This window comes from Stenotrophomonas sp. YJH_SMC_110, assembly GCF_059369255.1.
Genome location: NZ_JCAFSM010000004.1, coordinates 1 through 16084 on the forward strand (window position 1 = coordinate 1; position 16084 = coordinate 16084).

The following is a 16084-nucleotide window of genomic DNA, read 5'->3' on the forward strand; positions in this document are numbered from 1 at the left end:
CCCGGGTGCGCGACGCTGAAAACGGGCTGGTCCCTGCCTAAGGCCAGCCAGGGCGCAGACCAAAGGCTGCCGGCCAGCGGCCGGCACTACCGTGCCCGTCTCCTGGAGGGGCCAAGCCCCTCCATCAACACAGTTGCTACAGGGGCGTACTTGCGGCGTCCCCGCACTCCGACACCGCCCCGCCACCCCACGGAACGTTGCTGTTGCTGTTGCTGCTGAGGTTGCCGGCCAGCGGCCGGCACTACCGCGGGTGCAGGGCGCAGCCCTGCCGCGGCGCCGTCAACGCCGCCGACGCTTGCGGTCCACGTACAGGGTTCTGGCGATGCTCAGCACGATGCCGACACCGATACCCACCACGCAGCCCAGCAGCAGGTTGTCGGCGCCCAGCCCTACGCCCACGCCGACCACGGTGGCGATGATCATTTCGGCGGTGTGGGAAATCGGTTCGGGCTTCGGGGCGGACATGCAGGCTCCAGCATCAGTTCGGTTCGGAAGGGGCCGAAGGCCCGGAAACGACAAGGCCGGGTTTCCCCGGCCTCGTCTGGTGTCACGTGCAGCGGGCCGTCAATGCGATTCGGCCGGGCCTGCGATCGGCGGCAGCGGGCGGGCGTCGCCGCCCTTGTCGTTGCCACCGTCCTTGTTCGACTTGCTCCAGCCCGCCGGCGGCGGCGGATCGCGGCCTTCCATGATGGCGTCGATCTGCGGTGCGTCGATGGTCTCGTACTGCAGCAGCAGCTGCGACATCGCATGCAGCTTGTCGATGTTCTCGGTCAACAGCTGGGTGGTGCGGGCATAGGCCTTGTCGAGGATGTTGCGCACTTCCTCGTCGATCCGGCGCGCCGTGTCGTTGGACACGCTCTTGTGCTGGGTGACCGAACGCCCCAGGAACACCTCGTCGTCCTCTTCGCCATAGGCGATCGGGCCGAGCTGCTCCGACAGGCCCCACTTGGTGACCATGTTGCGGGCCATCTTGGTTGCGCGCTCGATGTCGTTGGAGGCGCCGGTGGTGACCTTGTCCTCGCCGAAGATCAGCTCTTCGGCGACACGGCCGCCGTACAGGGAGCACAGCTGCGACTGGATCGCCACGCGGTTCATCGAGTACTTGTCGCCTTCCGGCAGGTACATCGTCACGCCCAGCGCACGGCCGCGCGGAATGATGGTGACCTTGTAGACAGGATCGTGCTCGGGCACCAGGCGGCCGACGATGGCGTGACCCGCTTCGTGGTACGCGGTCAGGGTCTTCTCGTCCTCGCTCATGGCCATCGAGCGGCGCTCGGCACCCATCAGGATCTTGTCGCGGGCACGGTCGAAGTGGTCCATGCGGACTTCCTTCTCGTTGCCGCGCGCGGCGAACAGGGCCGCCTCGTTGCAGAGGTTGGCCAGGTCGGCGCCGGAGAAGCCCGGGGTACCACGTGCGATCACCATCGGCTCGACATCGTCGGCCAGCGGCAGCTTGCGCATGTGGACCTTCAGGATGTGCTCGCGGCCCTTCACGTCCGGCAGGCCGACCACCACCTGGCGGTCGAAACGGCCCGGACGCAGCAGCGCCGGATCCAGCACGTCCGGACGGTTGGTCGCCGCGATCACGATCACGCCTTCGCCGCCTTCAAAACCGTCCATCTCGACCAGCAGCTGGTTCAGGGTCTGCTCGCGCTCGTCATGACCGCCGCCCAGGCCGGCGCCACGGTGGCGACCGACGGCATCGATTTCGTCGATGAAGATGATGCACGGGGCGTGCTTCTTGGCCTGCTCGAACATGTCACGCACGCGGCTGGCGCCCACGCCGACGAACATTTCCACGAAGTCCGAACCGGAGATCGAGAAGAACGGCACCTTGGCTTCGCCGGCAATGGCCTTGGCCAGCAGCGTCTTGCCGGTACCCGGCGGGCCCACCATCAGCACGCCGCGCGGAATCTTGCCGCCCAGCTTGGTGAACTTGGACGGGTCGCGCAGGAAGTCGACCAGCTCGCCCACTTCTTCCTTGGCCTCGTCGCAGCCGGCGACGTCGGCGAAGGTGACCTTGATCTGGTCCTCGCCCTGCAGCTTGGCGCGCGACTTGCCGAAGGACATCGCGCCCTTGGCACCGCCGCCACCGCCCTGCATCTGGCGCATGATGAACAGCCAGAAGCCGATGATCAGGATGACCGGCAGGAAATTCATCAGGATCGCGCCCAGGGAAATGCCGCTGGACGGCTCCTCCTGCACGATCTCCACGTTCTTGGTGCGCAGCACGTTGATCAGGTCACGATCGAACGGCGCGGTGATGGTGGACGACTGCCCACTGCGGGTGGTGTAGGTCAGCTGGCTGGTGCCCCCGCGCATGTCGTCGCCGAAGGCGACCTTCTGCACGTTGCCGCTGTCCACCTGGTCCAGGAACTGCGAGTACGACGCGCCCTGCGCGCCGGCCCCGGAGGACTTCGGCGAGAAGCTCTGGAAGACCACCATCAGCACGACGGCGACGACCACCCATAGCAGGAGGTTCTTGGTCAAGTCGTTCATCCTCATTGGCTCCGGTGTTCCTCTCAGTGCTGGCGTTGCGTTGGGGTCGAACTTGCGTACGTTGCGAGCTTACTTCATGTGGGCGCGTTTTCCCTGACCCAAGGCATACACCTCGGGAGAGCGCTTGCGCGACGCCTCCGGCTTGCGGATGGAGACCTTGTCGTAACGGCGGCGCATGTCGCGCACGTAGTCGTCAAAGCCCTCACCCTGGAACAGCTTGATCAGGAACGCCCCACCGGTCTTCAGGTGGTTGTCGGCAAAATCCAGGGCCAGCTCCGCCAGGTGCATCATCCGCGGCTGGTCGACCGCACCCACACCACTCTTATTGGGGGCCATGTCCGACAGCACAAGGTCTACCGGCTGATCCCCGAGCATGGCTTCAAACTGCGATAGGACGGCTTCTTCCCTGAAGTCACCATGAAGGAACTCCACGCCGGCCAGCGGCGGCATGTCCAGGATGTCCAGCGCCAGCACACGACCGGTGTCCCCGATCTGTCTCCGAACCTGCTGAGACCAGCCGCCGGGGGCCGCGCCAAGGTCGACCACCACCATGTGCGGCTTCAGCAGGCGGTCACGTTCGAGCAGCTCTTCGAGCTTGTAGGCGGCGCGCGAGCGCATGCCCTCGGCCTGCGCCTTCTTCACGAAGGGGTCGGAGAAGTGTTCCTTGAGCCAGCGCTGGCTGCTTTTGCTGCGGGTAGCCATTGAAAATAGGGGCTGATGGGGTCCTCATGATACCCTGATCGTCCCATTCAACCGTGTTTTCCTGCATGTCCATCGCCCTGACCGCCTCCCAGACCCGTTTCCTGCGCGGCCAAGCCCACGACCTGAAGGCCCTGCTGCAGACCGGCGGCAAGGGTGTGACCCCAGCCTTCATCGCGGAGCTGAACGAAGTGCTGGAGCGCCACGAACTGGTCAAGGTGAAGGTCGCCGCAGAGGATCGCGACGCCCGTGATGTGATGATCGGCGAGATCGTCGAAGCCACCGAAAGCGCGCTGGTGCAGCGCATCGGCCACGTCGCCGTGCTGTACCGCCCGAGCAAGGAACAGCGCCAGATCGTGCTGCCGCGCGGCTGATCGCCCTACCGTCATGCAGCTGAACCACGAACCGCCGGATTACGCCTACAGCCTGCGTGCCGCAGATGGCCGCTCGGCCAAGGTGAATGAGAAGGTGCTGGGCGGCAGTTTCTTCCTCACCCCGGACCAACTGGTCACGCACTGGCCGGTGGCAAGTGCCGCCGCGCTGCAGTTGGCGGACCTGGAGCCGATCCTGGCGCTGAATCCGGCGCTGATCGTGCTCGGCACGGGAGACCGTCAGGTATTCCCGCCCGCGGTGGTGATGGCCGCCTGTCTGTCGCGTGGCATCGGCCTGGAGGTGATGAACAATCCGGCCGCCGCGCGCACCTTCAACATTCTGGCCGGCGAAGGCCGCAAGGTCGCGGCCGCCTTCATCCTGGAAGGCTGAGTTCGAGCCGCCGGGTGCGCCCCGGCACTAGCTGCCCGAAGGTGTGCAGCGGAACGCGGAGAACGCCTGTAGCCGACCGATCAGGTTGCCACCCTGCCCCCAGCGGATATCCATGACCTTCCAGTCCGGGCCCTGCCGCTGCAGCAGGACCCGGTCGGTCCAGCGATAGTCGCCCACGGCCATGTCGACATGGACCCAGGTGGCGTCACCGCTCGATCCTGGCGCTCCCACCGTTATCGTCTCCGGCCGGTCCGGCGCCAACAGATACGGGCTCTGGTCGAGCATGTGCGGCTTCTCGTCGGGCGCGGCCAGTGCGGTGCAGGCCTGTTCATATGCACGCTGCGCATCGATGGCTGAGCGGAGGGCATCACCCAGCAGCGGAGCAATCGCCGTTTCGTTCGACTGCGGCGCCTGGATGGCGTCGTAGAGGCGGGTGACCACGTCACGTGGATCGCTGGCGGCGGTCGCCAACGGCGCGACGATGAGCAGCGCGAAAAGGGCTGTTGGGCGAGACATGCGGCACCGGATCGGGAGGCTGGTTCCGTTGAAGCATGCCGCTTCCCTGGCTTGTCGGGAAGCTTGAGATGTGCCACTCAAGGTCGCAAACGGCCACCCACGGCGGCCAGCGTACAGTGAGTCGAGCACGGCTCGACGCTACAGGTCGGGAACGCCGAGCATTGCCCGGCGCCACCCGATCCCACTGCCTCAACGCGCCGGCAGGTACTGCTGCGGGTCGACCGGCTTGCCGTTGTAGCGGGTGAGCCGGCGGTGTTTGCGGCCCATGGGCCGCACCGTCGGCAAACGCCCGGCGCGCTGCGCCGGGCCGGGGATCCGCCCGGATTATGAATCGACGATCAGCGCGCCGGCAGGTATTGCTGCGGGTCGACCGGCTTGCCGTTGTAGCGGATCTCGAAGTGGACCATGTCGCGGTTCGCACCGGTGCGGCCCATCTCGGCGATCTGCTCACCGGCCTTCACGCTCTGCCCTTCATTCACCAGGCGCTTGCGGTTGTGGCCATAGGCCGACAGCCACTGGTCGCTGTGCTTGATGATGATCAGCTCGCCGTAGCCGACCAGGCCGGCGCCGGAGTACACCACCACACCGTTGGCGGTGGCCTTCACCGGCTGGCCGCTGGTACCGGCGATGTCCACGCCCTGCTTGGTCGCATCGCCGGCAACGTAGCGGCCGACGATCGCGCCATCGGCCGGCCAGCGCCAGGCGATGTTGCTCTTCACCGGACCGGCCGGCGCCGGAGTTGGCGCCGTGCTGCCGGCGCTGCTGCCACCCGGGCGCGGCGCGGTGACCACCGTGGTCGGCGCGCGGCCGCCGCTGGCACCGGCCGGATACAGCCGGATCACCTGCCCCGGATGGATGGTCGAGGGGTTGTCCAGGCTGTTCCAGGCAATCAGGTCGGCCGGGGTGATGTCATGGATGCGGGCCAGCGCATAGATGGTGTCGCCCTTGCGCACCACCACGGTCTGCCCGGGCTTGGGCACCGAGGTCTTCGGCGTGGTCACACCACCACCGGTGCTGCCACCACCAGGACGAACCACAGTGGCGGTGCCGCAGGCGGCCAGGGTGGAAACCAGCAACGCCAGCGCGCCGATGCGCACTCCCTTGCTCAGACGATCAGGACTCATGCGAACTTCGACCTCCATACAAGCCAGGCGATCAGCACCACCACCAACGCGGTGGCGATCCAGCCCAGCGGTTCAATCCAGCGACGCAGTGCCGCTTCAGCACGCGCACCACCGATACGGATGACCGCAGCCAGCACGAACACGCGCTTGCCGCGACCGATCAGCATGCTCAACAGGTACTGCGGCATCGGTACGCCGACGATACCCGATGCCCACGTGAAGACCTTCATCGGTATGGGCATGAAGCCGCCCAGCACCAGGAAGGTGAACACCGCCCACGGCGATTCGGCCATCTTCGCCTGCACGGTGGTGATGCCCTGCTCGATCGCCGGCAGCATGCCCAGCACTTCAAACAGCGGCTTGATCGCCTCGAAAGCGTAGTGACCCAGCGCGTAGCCGACCAGCGCACCGACCATCGAGCCGGCCAGGCTGAGGGTGGCAAACCACCAGCCGCGCTTGGGCTGGGCCACGCACATCGGCGCCAGCATCACCTCCGGCATCACCGGGAAGATGATCGCCTCGAAGAAGCTCAACACCGTCAGATAGGTCGGCGCGCGTTCGTGCGCCGCCCACTTCATCGCCCGCTCGTACAGCGGCCCGAAAATCTTCATGCAACCCTGCTCCGTGGATTAGTCGAGCATGCCAGACAGCAGCGGCACGAACGTGACCGGCGCCAGCACGTGTTGTTCGATGCTGCCGTCGGCCTTGCGGTCCAGCTGTACCAGCGACTGCGCCCCAGGGCCACCGACCGGCGCCACCAGGCGGCCGCCTTCGGCCAGCTGCTCGATCAGGGCGTCGACCAGTGCCGGCGCCGCCGCAGTGACCACGATGGCATCGAACGGGCCGTGCTCGGCCCAGCCGACGCGGCCGTCGTCGTGCTTGGTGCGGATGTTCATGCCCAGCGCACGGAAGCGCTTGCGGGCCTGGCGCAGCAGATCACCAATGCGCTCCACGGTGTAGACCTCCAGGCCCAACGCGCCAAGGATGGCGGCCTGGTAACCGGAACCGGTGCCGACTTCCAGCACCCGCTTCGGCGAGACCTGCAGCACTGCCTCGGTCATCCGCGCAACCACCCAGGGCTGCGAGATGGTCTGGCCATGGCCGATCGGCAGCGCGGTGTCTTCATAGGCACGCGAGGCCAGGGCTTCATCGATGAACAGATGGCGCGGCACCACCCGGATCGCGTTCAAGGTCGGCTCGTCGACGATGCCGGCTTCGCGCAGGCGGTCGACCAGGCGGTCACGCACGCGCTGCGAGGTCATGCCGATACCGACGGCTTCCGGCTGCAATCGCAGGCGTGGGCTCATGCCGGCTGGTCCAGCGCGGCGCTGAGGCCGCCGACCCAGCTGGCGACCTTCTCCAGCGCCTGGTAGCGGGTGAGGTCGACCTGGATCGGGGTGATCGAGATGTGGCCGGTGCGCACCGCGTGGAAATCGGTACCGGGACCGGAATCCTGCTCACGGCCGGCAGGGCCGATCCAGTACACCTCGTTGCCGCGCGGATCCTTCTGCGCGATGCAGCCTTCGGCACGATGGCGGTTGCCGAGGCGGGTGACCTCGAAGCCCTTGACCTCGCTCCACGGCAGGTCCGGCACGTTGACGTTGAGGATGGTGTCGGCCGGCAGCGGATCGGCCTTGAGCCGGGCGACAATCTCCACCGCAGCACGCGCGGCGGTCTCGAAGTGCTTCGGATCGTGGTTGCGGCTGACCAGCGAGACCGCCACCGCCGGCAGGCCGAGGAAGCGACCTTCCATCGCCGCCGAGACGGTGCCGGAATAGATCACGTCGTCGCCGAGATTGGCGGCGTTGTTGATGCCGGACACGACAATGTCAGGCTCGAATTCAAGCAGGCCGGTCAGCGCCAGGTGCACGCAGTCGGTGGGTGTACCGGCCACCGAAACGGTGTAATGGTCGATGCGCTTGAGCCGGATCGGCAGGTCCAGGGTCAGCGAGTTGCTGGCGCCGGAGCGATCGCGGTCGGGCGCAACCACCGTGACTTCGTGACCGGCCTCGCGCAGGACCGCGGCAAGCATCCGGATGCCTGCGGCGTCGACACCATCGTCATTGCTGACCAGGATTCGCATCTTCGATTTAACCGCTTGATTTTCCAAGAATTCGATTCCATCACCGTGCAGTGTGGGCGGGACCGTCGCGCTCCCCTGCGGAAGCGGTCGACCCTGCAAGGGCATCGTCTATTGTGCCGCATGCGGGCCGCCGGTCCTACCCTGTCAGCGGTCACGGCCGACATCGAACCGTCATAGGCAGACCTGCGCCGGCGGTTTACCCTGTGCGCATGTCGCACCCTGATGATGAAGATCCGGCCGCATTGTTCCGTGCGGCCATCGGCGAAGTGAAGCCGCTGCGCAAGGATGCCGAGCCGGCACCTGCCGCGCCCCGGCCGAAACCGCGTGCGCGCATGGCCGAACGTGACGAGGCCGAAGCGGCCGGCGAGTTCGCCCGGCTGCTGCGCGACAGTGCGCCACTGGAAGCCGGCGACGTGGCCAGCTATCGCCGCGACAACCTGCCACCACGCCTGTTCCAGCGCCTCAAGCGCGGCCAGTACTCGGTGCAGGACGAACTGGATCTGCACGGCGCCACCGCCGCACAGGCCGAAGCCCTGCTGCGCCAGTTCCTGCTGGAAGCGCATGCACACGAGTACGGCTGCGTGCGCATCATCCACGGCAAGGGACTGCAGTCCGATGGCGGCGCACCGGTGCTGAAGAACCTGGTCGATCGCCTGCTGCGGCTGCGCAACGACGTGCTGGCATTCCATTCGGCACCGACCGGACAAGGCGGCACCGGCGCGGTACTGGTGCTGCTGGCGCGGCGTTGAAAAGGGGACGGAGGGAATTAAGTCGTTTGTGCCACAAACGACTTAATTCCCTCCGTCCCCTTTTTTTATGTCAGGCCTGCGAGGCGTCTTCGACGGGGCCGAGTTCGTGCAGCACGGCGGTGGCGTAGCAGCCTGGCGGCAACGCGAACGACAGTTCCAGCACGTCGTCGGCCAGCCACTGGTGCTGCAGCAGCGCCGGACGCAGGCGCAACGCGCGTCGCTCCTGCTTCAGGCGCGCGTCTTCCAGGCCGGCCCGCAGTGCTTTCGACTCGTCGTCGTCCAGCGCGGCCAGCTCCAGCTCACGTGCCGCGTCGGCACTGCGCAGCTCGCCTTCGCCCCACAACGGCGCGCTGGGATGGATGTCGAAACGCGCCAGCCGCTCGGCCAGCACATCCGTGTACGGCTCGGGGCCGAACACGCTGCGACTGCCATCGAGCATCCAGACTTCGCCATCAAGCGGCTGGTCCCAGCTGCCCTGCTCCACGCGCGCGGCCAGCACGCGGTTGAACAGCGCCGAACGGGCTGCAGAGAGCAGCAGCGAACGCTGGTCCTTGCGCATGCGGCGGCCACCGAACATCGCCAGTGCAGCCGGCACGTTGCCACCGTCGCGGCCGAAACGCTGTTCACCAAACCAGTTCGGCAGGCCGCGCGCGGCAATCTGCTGCAGGCGCTCGCTGATCGCGGCGGGATCGCCCTGCACCTCGCGCAGCACCAGCTTGAAGCGGTTGCCGGCCAGTGCGCCGCGCTGCAGCTTGCGGTTGTGCCAGGTTGCCTCGATGACTTCGATTTCGTCACTGGCCAACTCGGCCAGGTCCGGCGCATTGCGCTTGGGCAGGTGCACGCTGAAACGCTGGGTGGTGACCGCGTGGCGGTCTTTCATCCCGGCGTAGCTCACCGCCATTTCCGGCAGGCCCGCCCATTTTGCCAGCACCTTGGCCACATGCACGGTGTTGGCGCCGCGCTTGCGGATGTGCAGCAGCAGATGCTCGCCTTCACCGCTCGCCTCGAACGCCGGCAGTTCATCCACCTGGAAATCGTCTGGCGTGGTGCGGATGCGCGCCGTCAACAACGGCGCACCAAATGCCAACGGCAGCGGGATCATGCCGCCACCAGCAACACGACCGCCTGTGCGGCAATGCCTTCACCACGGCCGGTGAAGCCCAGCTTCTCCGAGGTGGTGGCCTTGACGCTGACCGCGTCCAGCGGCAGCTGCAGCAACCCACCGATGCGCTCACGCATCGCAAGCGCATGCGGGCCGACCTTCGGCCGCTCGCAGATCACGGTGATGTCGGTGTTGCCGACGCGCCAGCCGCGCTCACGCAGCAGGCTGTCGCAGTGGCGCACGAACTCGCTGCTGTCGGCCCCCTTCCAGCGGTCGTCACTGGGCGGGAAATGCTGGCCGATGTCGCCCAGCGCCAGCGCGCCGAGCATGGCATCGCACAGGGCATGCAGGATCACGTCGCCGTCGCTGTGTGCGAGCACGCCGCAGCTGTGCGGCACGTTCACTCCGCCAAGCATGATGTGGTCGCCTTCACCGAAGGCATGGACGTCGTAGCCCTGGCCGATGCGGACGGGCGGGAACGGTGCGGTGCTCATGGATGCAACCCTTGCTGCAGGGCCGCGCGGACGGTCAGCCGGCGCGGCGGGAAAGTACGAATTCAAACCGGTCCAGATCGGCCGGGGTGGTGACCTTGAAGTTGTCCTCGCTGCCTTCCACCAGCAGCGGGCGCTGGCCCTGGCGCTCCATGGCCATGGCCTCATCGGTGACTTCAACACCGGCGGCGGCGGCTTCGGACAGCGCGCGGCTGAGCTGGTGGCGGCGGAACAGTTGTGGTGTCAGTGCGCGCCACAGCCGCTCGCGCGGCTCGGTGCCATCGATGCCACCGTCGTCGCCCGCACGCTTGAGGGTGTCACGCACCGGTGCGGCCAGGATCGCCCCGACCGGATCGGCACGACCGACTTCAAGCAGGCGGCCAAGGTCGGCCAGCGACAGGTTCGGCCGCGCGGCATCGTGGACCAGCACGAATTCATCAGCGCGCACCGTCTCCGGCAGCGCCTGCAGGCCAGCCAGCACCGAAGCGGCACGGGTCGCGCCACCGATGCAGGTCAGCACCGGCTTGCCCGCCCACTCGTTCCAGCCGGGCCAGTCGGCGTCGTCCGGGCCGATCACTACCATTGCCCCGGCTACGGCCGGATGCGCCAGCAGGGCGTCCAGGGTATGGGCGAGCAGGATCTGCCCGCCCGCCTGCAGGTACTGCTTGGGCAACGGCGCGCCAAAGCGGGTGCCACGGCCAGCAGCCGGAACCACGACCCAGATCGCCGCACTCATGGCACGTCCGCCGGGTGGTCGCCAACCTGCGCACTGACACCTGCCGCAGGCTGCGCCGGGTGGACCGGCGCATCCTCGACCACGCGATAGAACTTCTCGCCGGGCTTGATCATGCCCAGCTCGCTGCGCGCGCGTTCCTCGATGGCGGACTGGCCTTCCTTGAGGTCCTTCACTTCCGCAGCGAGCGCATCATTGCGCTGCTGCAGGCCCTCATTGTCCCGCTCCTGGTTGGCGACCTGGGCTTCGAGCATCATCACTTCACCCGAATTGCCCGGACCAAACCAGAAGCGGTACTGCAGCCAGCCCAGCAACAGGGCCAGCACCAGCAGCATCCAGCGCCAGTCGCGCATCGGCTCAGCGCTTCAGCGAAACGAACGCGTCACGACCGGCGTAACGCGCGCCGGCGCCGAGGGCTTCCTCGATGCGCAGCAGCTGGTTGTACTTGGCCACGCGATCGCTGCGGCACAGCGAACCGGTCTTGATCTGGGTGGCGGTGGTGGCCACTGCGATGTCGGCGATGGTGGTGTCTTCGGTTTCGCCCGAACGGTGCGAGACCACGGCGGCGTAGCCGGCACGGTCGGCCATGGCGATCGCTTCCAGGGTTTCGCTGAGGGTGCCGATCTGGTTGACCTTGATCAGGATCGCGTTGGCGGTGCCCGAGTCGATGCCTTCCTGGAAGATCTTCGGGTTGGTCACGAACAGGTCGTCGCCAACCAACTGCACCTTCTTGCCGATGCGGTCGGTCAGCAGCTTCCAGCCGGCCCAGTCGTTCTCGGCCAGGCCATCTTCAATCGTGATGATCGGGTACTGCGCGGCCCAGTCGGCGAGGAAGTCGACGAACTGCTCGGAGGTCAGGCGCTTGTTCTCGCCGACCAGGTTGTACTTGCCGTTCTCGAAGAACTCGCTGGAGGCCACGTCCAGGCCCAGCAGCACGTCTTCGCCGGCGGTGTAGCCCGCCTTGCCGATCGCTTCGAGAATGGTGTCCAGCGCTTCGACGTTGCTGCGGAAGTCCGGCGCGAAGCCACCTTCGTCGCCGACCGCGGTGCTCAGGCCATGGCCCTTCAGCACCGACTTCAGCGAATGGAAGATTTCGGTACCGGCACGCAGCGCTTCGGAGAACGAGGTGAAGCCAACCGGCAGCACCATGAACTCCTGGAAGTCGACGTTGTTGTCGGCATGCGCGCCGCCATTGATGATGTTCATCATCGGCACCGGCAGCGCCGGGGTCACGCCGGTCCTGGCAGCCAGGTACTGCCACAGTGCCTGCTTGTTCGATGCCGCGGCGGCATGCGCGGCGGCCATCGAAACACCCAGCAGCGCGTTGGCACCCAGGCGGCCCTTGTTCTCGGTGCCGTCCAGATCGATCAGGCGACGGTCGAGGCCGGCCTGGTCGGTGGCCTCAAAGCCCTTCAGCGCGGCGGCAATCGTGGTGTTGACGTTGTCGACGGCCTTGCGCACGCCCTTGCCCAGATAACGGGTCTTGTCACCGTCACGCAGCTCGACCGCTTCCTTGGTGCCGGTCGAGGCGCCGGAGGGAACCGCGGCACGACCGAACGAACCGTCCTCCAGGATGACTTCGGCTTCCAGCGTGGGGTTGCCACGGCTGTCAAGGATTTCACGGGCGTGGATGCTGCGGATCGTACTCATGGTCGGGCCGGTTACCTGTCTGGAGAGGGGGCGACAAAACGAATGCCGCGTGATTATCCCCGGCTGCCCGCCACTTGCCAAATGGCCTGGGCGGCATCAGCCCCAGCTGGACCCGATCACGATCAGGGCCAGCGACACCAGCATCACCAGCAACGCACCGGCCACCGCCGCCGCGACGGGTCCACGACGGCGTCGCCAGGCGAGCGCCATCGCCACCAGGCTGCCGACGAAAGACACACCCAGCGCGACCAGCGCGGCCACGATCCAGTACTACATGGCCTGGATGCCATGGTTTCCGTCACCCGGCGAGCCGAAGCTGGCCGCAAAGGCCATTACTCCCAGCAGCAGGGACGCCCAGGCGAGCACGGACAGCCCCAGCGCGACCAGGCCCCAGGGCCAGCCGCGCGCCGACGTGCTCGTATTCATCAAAGCAATCCGTAGAACAGGGCGCCGAGCCACAGCGAAAGCAGGATGATCGCAAAGCCAGCCGCCACCTTGCCGCGATTCAGCCGCCAGGCCAGCACCGCGGCCGCGAGGCAGCCCGCGGCACCGAGCAGCTCCGCGACCAGCAGCGCAATGAAATACGCACGCAGATCAAGCGCGCTGCTGCCATCACCCGGGGGGCGCACCGACGCCGCACCGATCAGCACCAGGCCAAACATGCCCACGGTGAACAGCACGGCCAAGCCCAGTGCGATCAGGCCCCAGGGCCACTGTTTCCAGTGCCGGCGATGACGCTGGGCTTCCAGCGCCACCCTCGGGTCACGACTCACGCGAAGCGCGAGAAGCCGTGCTTCTTGGTCACCGCGTCGAGCTCCATCAGGGTCTCGAGCAGCGCTTCCATCTGGTCCAGCGGCCACGCGTTGGGGCCATCGGACAGGGCCTTGGACGGATCCGGATGGGTCTCGGCGAACAGGCCGGAGATGCCCACCGCGACGGCAGCACGGGCCAGCACCGGCACGTGCTCACGCTGGCCACCGGAACTGGTGCCCTGCCCGCCCGGCAACTGCACCGAGTGGGTGGCATCGAACACCACCGGGCAACCGGTATCGCGCATCACCGCCAGCGAGCGCATGTCGCTGACCAGGTTGTTGTAGCCGAAGCTGGCACCGCGCTCGCAGACCATGATCTGCTCGTTGCCGGTGGCCTTGGCCTTCTCCACGACCGGCTTCATGTCCCAGGGCGCCAGGAACTGGCCCTTCTTGATGTTGACCGGCTTGCCGGCCGAGCACACCTTGCGGATGAAGTCGGTCTGGCGGACCAGGAACGCCGGGGTCTGCAGCACATCCACCACCGAGGCCACTTCGTCCATCGGGGTGTACTCATGGACGTCGGTCAGCACCGGCACGCCGATCTGCTTCCTGACCTCGGCCAGGACCTTCAGGCCCTCTTCCATGCCCGGGCCGCGGAACGCGGTGCCCGAGGTGCGGTTGGCCTTGTCGAAGCTGGACTTGAAGATGAAGTTGACGCCGAGCTTGTCGGTGACTTCCTTCAGCTTGCCGGCGGTATCGAGCTGCAGCTGCATCGACTCGATCACGCAGGGGCCGGCGATCAGGAACAGGGGCTGGTCCAGCCCGACCTCGAATCCACACAGTTTCATGGCGTTTCCTTGTTGTCCGCAGCACCGGCCGGGCCGGTGCGCTGGGGGTTGAAGCATGCAGGATGGGGGCCGAAGCCCCCATTCACAAGTCAGGCGCGCGCTTCGGAAAGCAGCTTGCCGCCGGCCTTGCGCTCGCGCGCGGCACGGATGAAACCGATGAACAGCGGGTGGCCGTCACGCGGCGTGGACAGGAATTCCGGGTGCGCCTGGCAGGCCAGGAACCACGGATGCGCGTCGCGCGGCAGTTCGACCACTTCCACCAGGGTGTCGTCCATCGACTTGCCGGCGATCACCAGGCCGGCATCTTCCAGCTGGGTGCGGTAACGGTTGTTGAACTCGTAGCGGTGGCGGTGGCGCTCGGCGACGACGTCCTTGCCGTACAGCTCACGGGCCAGCGTGCCCGGCTTCAGGCGCTGTTCCTGCAGGCCCAGGCGCATGGTGCCGCCGAGGTCGCTCTTGTCGTCACGCTTCTCGACATCGCCGGTGGCGGTGCGCCATTCGGTGATCAGGCCGATCACCGGGTTCGGCGACTGGCGGTCGTTCTCGGTGCTGTTGGCGCCTTCCAGGCCGACCACGTTGCGCGCGTAATCGACGACGGCCGCCTGCATGCCGTAGCAGATGCCGAAGTACGGCACGTGCTGCTCGCGGGCGAACTTCGAGGTCAGCACCTTGCCTTCGAAACCACGGTCACCGAAGCCACCCGGCACCAGGATGCCGTCGACATCGGCCAGTGCGGCCATGTCGGTGCCTTCCAGATCCTGTGCTTCCAGCCACTTCAGGTTGACCTTGGTGCGCTGGCGCAGGCCGCCGTGCTTCAGTGCTTCGCCGACCGACTTGTAGGCATCCTGGTGATCCACGTACTTGCCGACCACGGCGATGGTCACTTCATCCAGCGGATGCAGGGTCGCATCGACTGCGTCCTCCCACATCGACAGATCGACCGGACCGGCCTTGTCGGCCAGCTTCAGCTGGTTGACCACGATCTCGTCCAGGCCCTGCGCGTGCAGGCCCGACGGAATGCGATACAGCACGTCCACGTCCGGCACGCTGATCACTGCGCGCTCGGAGACGTTGGTGAACTGGGCGATCTTGCGGCGCTCCGAATCCGGCACGGCCTGCTCGGAACGGCACAGCAGCACGTCCGGCTGGATGCCGATCGAACGCAGTTCCTTCACCGAATGCTGGGTCGGCTTGGTCTTCAGCTCACCGGCGGCGCCGATGTACGGCACCAGGGTGAGGTGCATGAACAGCGCCTTCTCCGGGCCACGCTCGGTGCGCACCTGGCGGATCGCTTCCAGGAACGGCAGCGACTCGATGTCGCCGACGGTGCCACCGATCTCGACCAGCGCCACGTCGTAGCCTTCGGTGGCTTCGTCGATGCAGCGGCGGATCTCGTCGGTGATGTGCGGAATGACCTGCACGGTCGCGCCCAGGTAGTCGCCGCGGCGCTCCTTGCGGATCACGTTCTCGTAGATGCGGCCGGTGGTGACCGAGTTCTTGCGGCTCAGGCGGGTGCGCACGAAGCGCTCGTAGTGGCCCAGGTCGAGGTCGGTCTCGGCGCCGTCATCGGTGACATACACCTCACCGTGCTGGAACGGGCTCATGGTGCCCGGGTCGACGTTGATGTAAGGGTCGAGCTTCATCATCGTGACCTTCAGGCCCCGGGCTTCGAGAATGGCGGCCAGCGACGCGGCGGCAATGCCTTTGCCGAGCGAGGACACCACGCCGCCGGTTACGAAAATCAAGGGAGTCATGGCTGCAAGCATCCTGTCTGGAAATGGAACACGGCAACACCACGCGCACCCGGAGGGCGGGCATGGTGCTCGGAGGGGGTTTTCCGGTTCGCTGGGACAGCGAGGGAGGTGCGGATCCGTGCGGCGGCAGGCGCCGGACGGGGACCATCGTGCGAGGTCGGGGCGGCCGTGCCGGCCAAATCGACCGTCACCTGCGACCCGCCATGCTGGAAGCCACGCTTGGCCGCTCCAGCCCATTCGCAAAGGGTGGACACGCACTTACTCCCGGAAAGCCATAGTTTACAGATTGATGGCCGCCAACCCAAGGGGCAGACGCCACGTT

19 protein-coding genes and 1 pseudogene are annotated in these 16084 nt (G+C 66.8%); 3 read left to right on the forward strand and 17 right to left on the reverse strand.

Annotated features, from left to right (window positions below; translation table 11 throughout):
• Window positions 1–279 precede the first annotated feature (279 nt).
• From AC5P6H_RS09035 to rlmE, 3 genes are all read right to left on the reverse strand, one after another.
• The gene (locus AC5P6H_RS09035; protein ID WP_014646713.1) at window positions 280–465 is read right to left on the reverse strand and encodes a hypothetical protein; all 186 of its coding nucleotides are present in this window, start codon (window positions 463–465) and stop codon (window positions 280–282) included.
• A gap of 99 nt (window positions 466–564) precedes the next feature.
• Complete coding sequence (gene ftsH, locus AC5P6H_RS09040) at window positions 565–2499, reverse strand: ATP-dependent zinc metalloprotease FtsH (RefSeq protein WP_495202540.1); 1935 nt, start codon at window positions 2497–2499, stop codon at window positions 565–567.
• Window positions 2500–2568: 69 nt separating this feature from the next.
• Window positions 2569–3201, reverse strand: coding sequence for a 23S rRNA (uridine(2552)-2'-O)-methyltransferase RlmE (rlmE, locus tag AC5P6H_RS09045; protein WP_005409014.1), 633 nt, complete (start codon window positions 3199–3201; stop codon window positions 2569–2571).
• A gap of 65 nt (window positions 3202–3266) precedes the next feature.
• On the opposite strand from rlmE, the gene yhbY reads away from it, so the two are divergent.
• Window positions 3267–3572, forward strand: coding sequence for a ribosome assembly RNA-binding protein YhbY (gene yhbY / locus AC5P6H_RS09050; RefSeq protein ID WP_004152868.1), 306 nt, complete (start codon window positions 3267–3269; stop codon window positions 3570–3572).
• Window positions 3573–3585: 13 nt separating this feature from the next.
• Entirely contained in the window at window positions 3586–3960 is a 375-nt protein-coding gene (locus AC5P6H_RS09055; protein ID WP_495202541.1) for an Mth938-like domain-containing protein, read from the forward strand.
• A gap of 27 nt (window positions 3961–3987) precedes the next feature.
• Here AC5P6H_RS09055 and AC5P6H_RS09060 read toward each other — a convergent pair whose 3' ends face one another.
• The 5 genes from AC5P6H_RS09060 to surE form a co-directional block, all read right to left on the reverse strand.
• A complete protein-coding gene (locus AC5P6H_RS09060; protein WP_046429909.1) occupies window positions 3988–4476 on the reverse strand; it encodes a YqhG/Tai3 family protein in 489 nt (162 codons plus the stop codon).
• Between the two features lie 338 nt (window positions 4477–4814).
• Complete coding sequence (locus AC5P6H_RS09065; protein ID WP_046429908.1) at window positions 4815–5600, reverse strand: peptidoglycan DD-metalloendopeptidase family protein; 786 nt, start codon at window positions 5598–5600, stop codon at window positions 4815–4817.
• The gene (locus AC5P6H_RS09070) at window positions 5597–6211 is read right to left on the reverse strand and encodes a YqaA family protein (RefSeq protein WP_014646707.1); all 615 of its coding nucleotides are present in this window, start codon (window positions 6209–6211) and stop codon (window positions 5597–5599) included. The genes AC5P6H_RS09065 and AC5P6H_RS09070 overlap by 4 nt, the downstream gene beginning before the upstream one ends.
• A gap of 18 nt (window positions 6212–6229) precedes the next feature.
• Complete coding sequence (locus tag AC5P6H_RS09075; RefSeq protein WP_014646706.1) at window positions 6230–6907, reverse strand: protein-L-isoaspartate(D-aspartate) O-methyltransferase; 678 nt, start codon at window positions 6905–6907, stop codon at window positions 6230–6232.
• Window positions 6904–7683, reverse strand: coding sequence for a 5'/3'-nucleotidase SurE (gene surE, locus AC5P6H_RS09080; protein WP_032959183.1), 780 nt, complete (start codon window positions 7681–7683; stop codon window positions 6904–6906). The genes AC5P6H_RS09075 and surE overlap by 4 nt, the downstream gene beginning before the upstream one ends.
• 209 nt (window positions 7684–7892) lie before the next feature.
• Here surE and AC5P6H_RS09085 point away from each other — a divergent pair, with 209 nt between their 5' ends.
• Complete coding sequence (locus AC5P6H_RS09085; protein ID WP_032959185.1) at window positions 7893–8432, forward strand: Smr/MutS family protein; 540 nt, start codon at window positions 7893–7895, stop codon at window positions 8430–8432.
• Between the two features lie 70 nt (window positions 8433–8502).
• Here the strand turns inward: AC5P6H_RS09085 and truD are convergent, their stop codons facing one another.
• The 9 genes and pseudogenes from truD to pyrG all read right to left on the reverse strand — a co-directional run bounded on the left by truD (window position 8503) and on the right by pyrG (window position 15762).
• Window positions 8503–9534, reverse strand: coding sequence for a tRNA pseudouridine(13) synthase TruD (gene truD, locus AC5P6H_RS09090; protein ID WP_262224881.1), 1032 nt, complete (start codon window positions 9532–9534; stop codon window positions 8503–8505).
• A complete protein-coding gene (gene ispF, locus AC5P6H_RS09095) occupies window positions 9531–10028 on the reverse strand; it encodes a 2-C-methyl-D-erythritol 2,4-cyclodiphosphate synthase (RefSeq protein ID WP_014646702.1) in 498 nt (165 codons plus the stop codon). The genes truD and ispF overlap by 4 nt, the downstream gene beginning before the upstream one ends.
• Before the next feature lie 34 nt (window positions 10029–10062).
• Window positions 10063–10761 carry a 2-C-methyl-D-erythritol 4-phosphate cytidylyltransferase gene (gene ispD, locus AC5P6H_RS09100; protein ID WP_111205682.1) on the reverse strand — a complete coding sequence of 233 codons (699 nt, stop codon included), beginning with the start codon at window positions 10759–10761 and terminating at the stop codon, window positions 10063–10065.
• Entirely contained in the window at window positions 10758–11111 is a 354-nt protein-coding gene (ftsB, locus tag AC5P6H_RS09105; RefSeq protein WP_005412924.1) for a cell division protein FtsB, read from the reverse strand. Before ftsB ends, ispD begins: the two co-directional genes overlap by 4 nt.
• Before the next feature lie 4 nt (window positions 11112–11115).
• Window positions 11116–12408 (reverse strand): phosphopyruvate hydratase, encoded by a 1293-nt coding sequence (gene eno / locus AC5P6H_RS09110; RefSeq protein ID WP_014646700.1) that lies wholly within the window; start codon window positions 12406–12408, stop codon window positions 11116–11118.
• A 96-nt stretch (window positions 12409–12504) separates the two neighbouring features.
• Window positions 12505–12834, reverse strand: a pseudogene (locus AC5P6H_RS09115) (hypothetical protein).
• The gene (locus tag AC5P6H_RS09120) at window positions 12834–13181 is read right to left on the reverse strand and encodes a hypothetical protein (RefSeq protein ID WP_032959194.1); all 348 of its coding nucleotides are present in this window, start codon (window positions 13179–13181) and stop codon (window positions 12834–12836) included. The pseudogene AC5P6H_RS09115 and the gene AC5P6H_RS09120 overlap by 1 nt, the downstream one beginning before the upstream one ends.
• Window positions 13178–14008, reverse strand: coding sequence for a 3-deoxy-8-phosphooctulonate synthase (gene kdsA / locus AC5P6H_RS09125; RefSeq protein ID WP_005408999.1), 831 nt, complete (start codon window positions 14006–14008; stop codon window positions 13178–13180). Before kdsA ends, AC5P6H_RS09120 begins: the two co-directional genes overlap by 4 nt.
• Window positions 14009–14097: 89 nt before the next feature.
• Window positions 14098–15762 carry a CTP synthase gene (gene pyrG, locus AC5P6H_RS09130; protein WP_014646697.1) on the reverse strand — a complete coding sequence of 555 codons (1665 nt, stop codon included), beginning with the start codon at window positions 15760–15762 and terminating at the stop codon, window positions 14098–14100.
• Window positions 15763–16084: the final 322 nt, after the last annotated feature.

Excerpts from the sequence above, each read along its gene's own strand:
- AC5P6H_RS09035 (WP_014646713.1), bottom strand. The coding sequence starts at position 465 with ATGTCCGCCCCGAAGCCCGAACCGATTTCCCACACCGCCGAAATGATC.
- ftsH (WP_495202540.1), bottom strand. The coding sequence starts at position 2,499 with ATGAACGACTTGACCAAGAACCTCCTGCTATGGGTGGTCGTCGCCGTC.
- rlmE (WP_005409014.1), bottom strand. The coding sequence starts at position 3,201 with ATGGCTACCCGCAGCAAAAGCAGCCAGCGCTGGCTCAAGGAACACTTC.
- yhbY (WP_004152868.1), top strand. The coding sequence starts at position 3,267 with ATGTCCATCGCCCTGACCGCCTCCCAGACCCGTTTCCTGCGCGGCCAA.
- AC5P6H_RS09055 (WP_495202541.1), top strand. The coding sequence starts at position 3,586 with ATGCAGCTGAACCACGAACCGCCGGATTACGCCTACAGCCTGCGTGCC.
- AC5P6H_RS09060 (WP_046429909.1), bottom strand. The coding sequence starts at position 4,476 with ATGTCTCGCCCAACAGCCCTTTTCGCGCTGCTCATCGTCGCGCCGTTG.
- AC5P6H_RS09065 (WP_046429908.1), bottom strand. The coding sequence starts at position 5,600 with ATGAGTCCTGATCGTCTGAGCAAGGGAGTGCGCATCGGCGCGCTGGCG.
- AC5P6H_RS09070 (WP_014646707.1), bottom strand. The coding sequence starts at position 6,211 with ATGAAGATTTTCGGGCCGCTGTACGAGCGGGCGATGAAGTGGGCGGCG.
- AC5P6H_RS09075 (WP_014646706.1), bottom strand. The coding sequence starts at position 6,907 with ATGAGCCCACGCCTGCGATTGCAGCCGGAAGCCGTCGGTATCGGCATG.
- surE (WP_032959183.1), bottom strand. The coding sequence starts at position 7,683 with ATGCGAATCCTGGTCAGCAATGACGATGGTGTCGACGCCGCAGGCATC.
- AC5P6H_RS09085 (WP_032959185.1), top strand. The coding sequence starts at position 7,893 with ATGTCGCACCCTGATGATGAAGATCCGGCCGCATTGTTCCGTGCGGCC.
- truD (WP_262224881.1), bottom strand. The coding sequence starts at position 9,534 with ATGATCCCGCTGCCGTTGGCATTTGGTGCGCCGTTGTTGACGGCGCGC.
- ispF (WP_014646702.1), bottom strand. The coding sequence starts at position 10,028 with ATGAGCACCGCACCGTTCCCGCCCGTCCGCATCGGCCAGGGCTACGAC.
- ispD (WP_111205682.1), bottom strand. The coding sequence starts at position 10,761 with ATGAGTGCGGCGATCTGGGTCGTGGTTCCGGCTGCTGGCCGTGGCACC.
- ftsB (WP_005412924.1), bottom strand. The coding sequence starts at position 11,111 with ATGCGCGACTGGCGCTGGATGCTGCTGGTGCTGGCCCTGTTGCTGGGC.
- eno (WP_014646700.1), bottom strand. The coding sequence starts at position 12,408 with ATGAGTACGATCCGCAGCATCCACGCCCGTGAAATCCTTGACAGCCGT.
- kdsA (WP_005408999.1), bottom strand. The coding sequence starts at position 14,008 with ATGAAACTGTGTGGATTCGAGGTCGGGCTGGACCAGCCCCTGTTCCTG.
- pyrG (WP_014646697.1), bottom strand. The coding sequence starts at position 15,762 with ATGACTCCCTTGATTTTCGTAACCGGCGGCGTGGTGTCCTCGCTCGGC.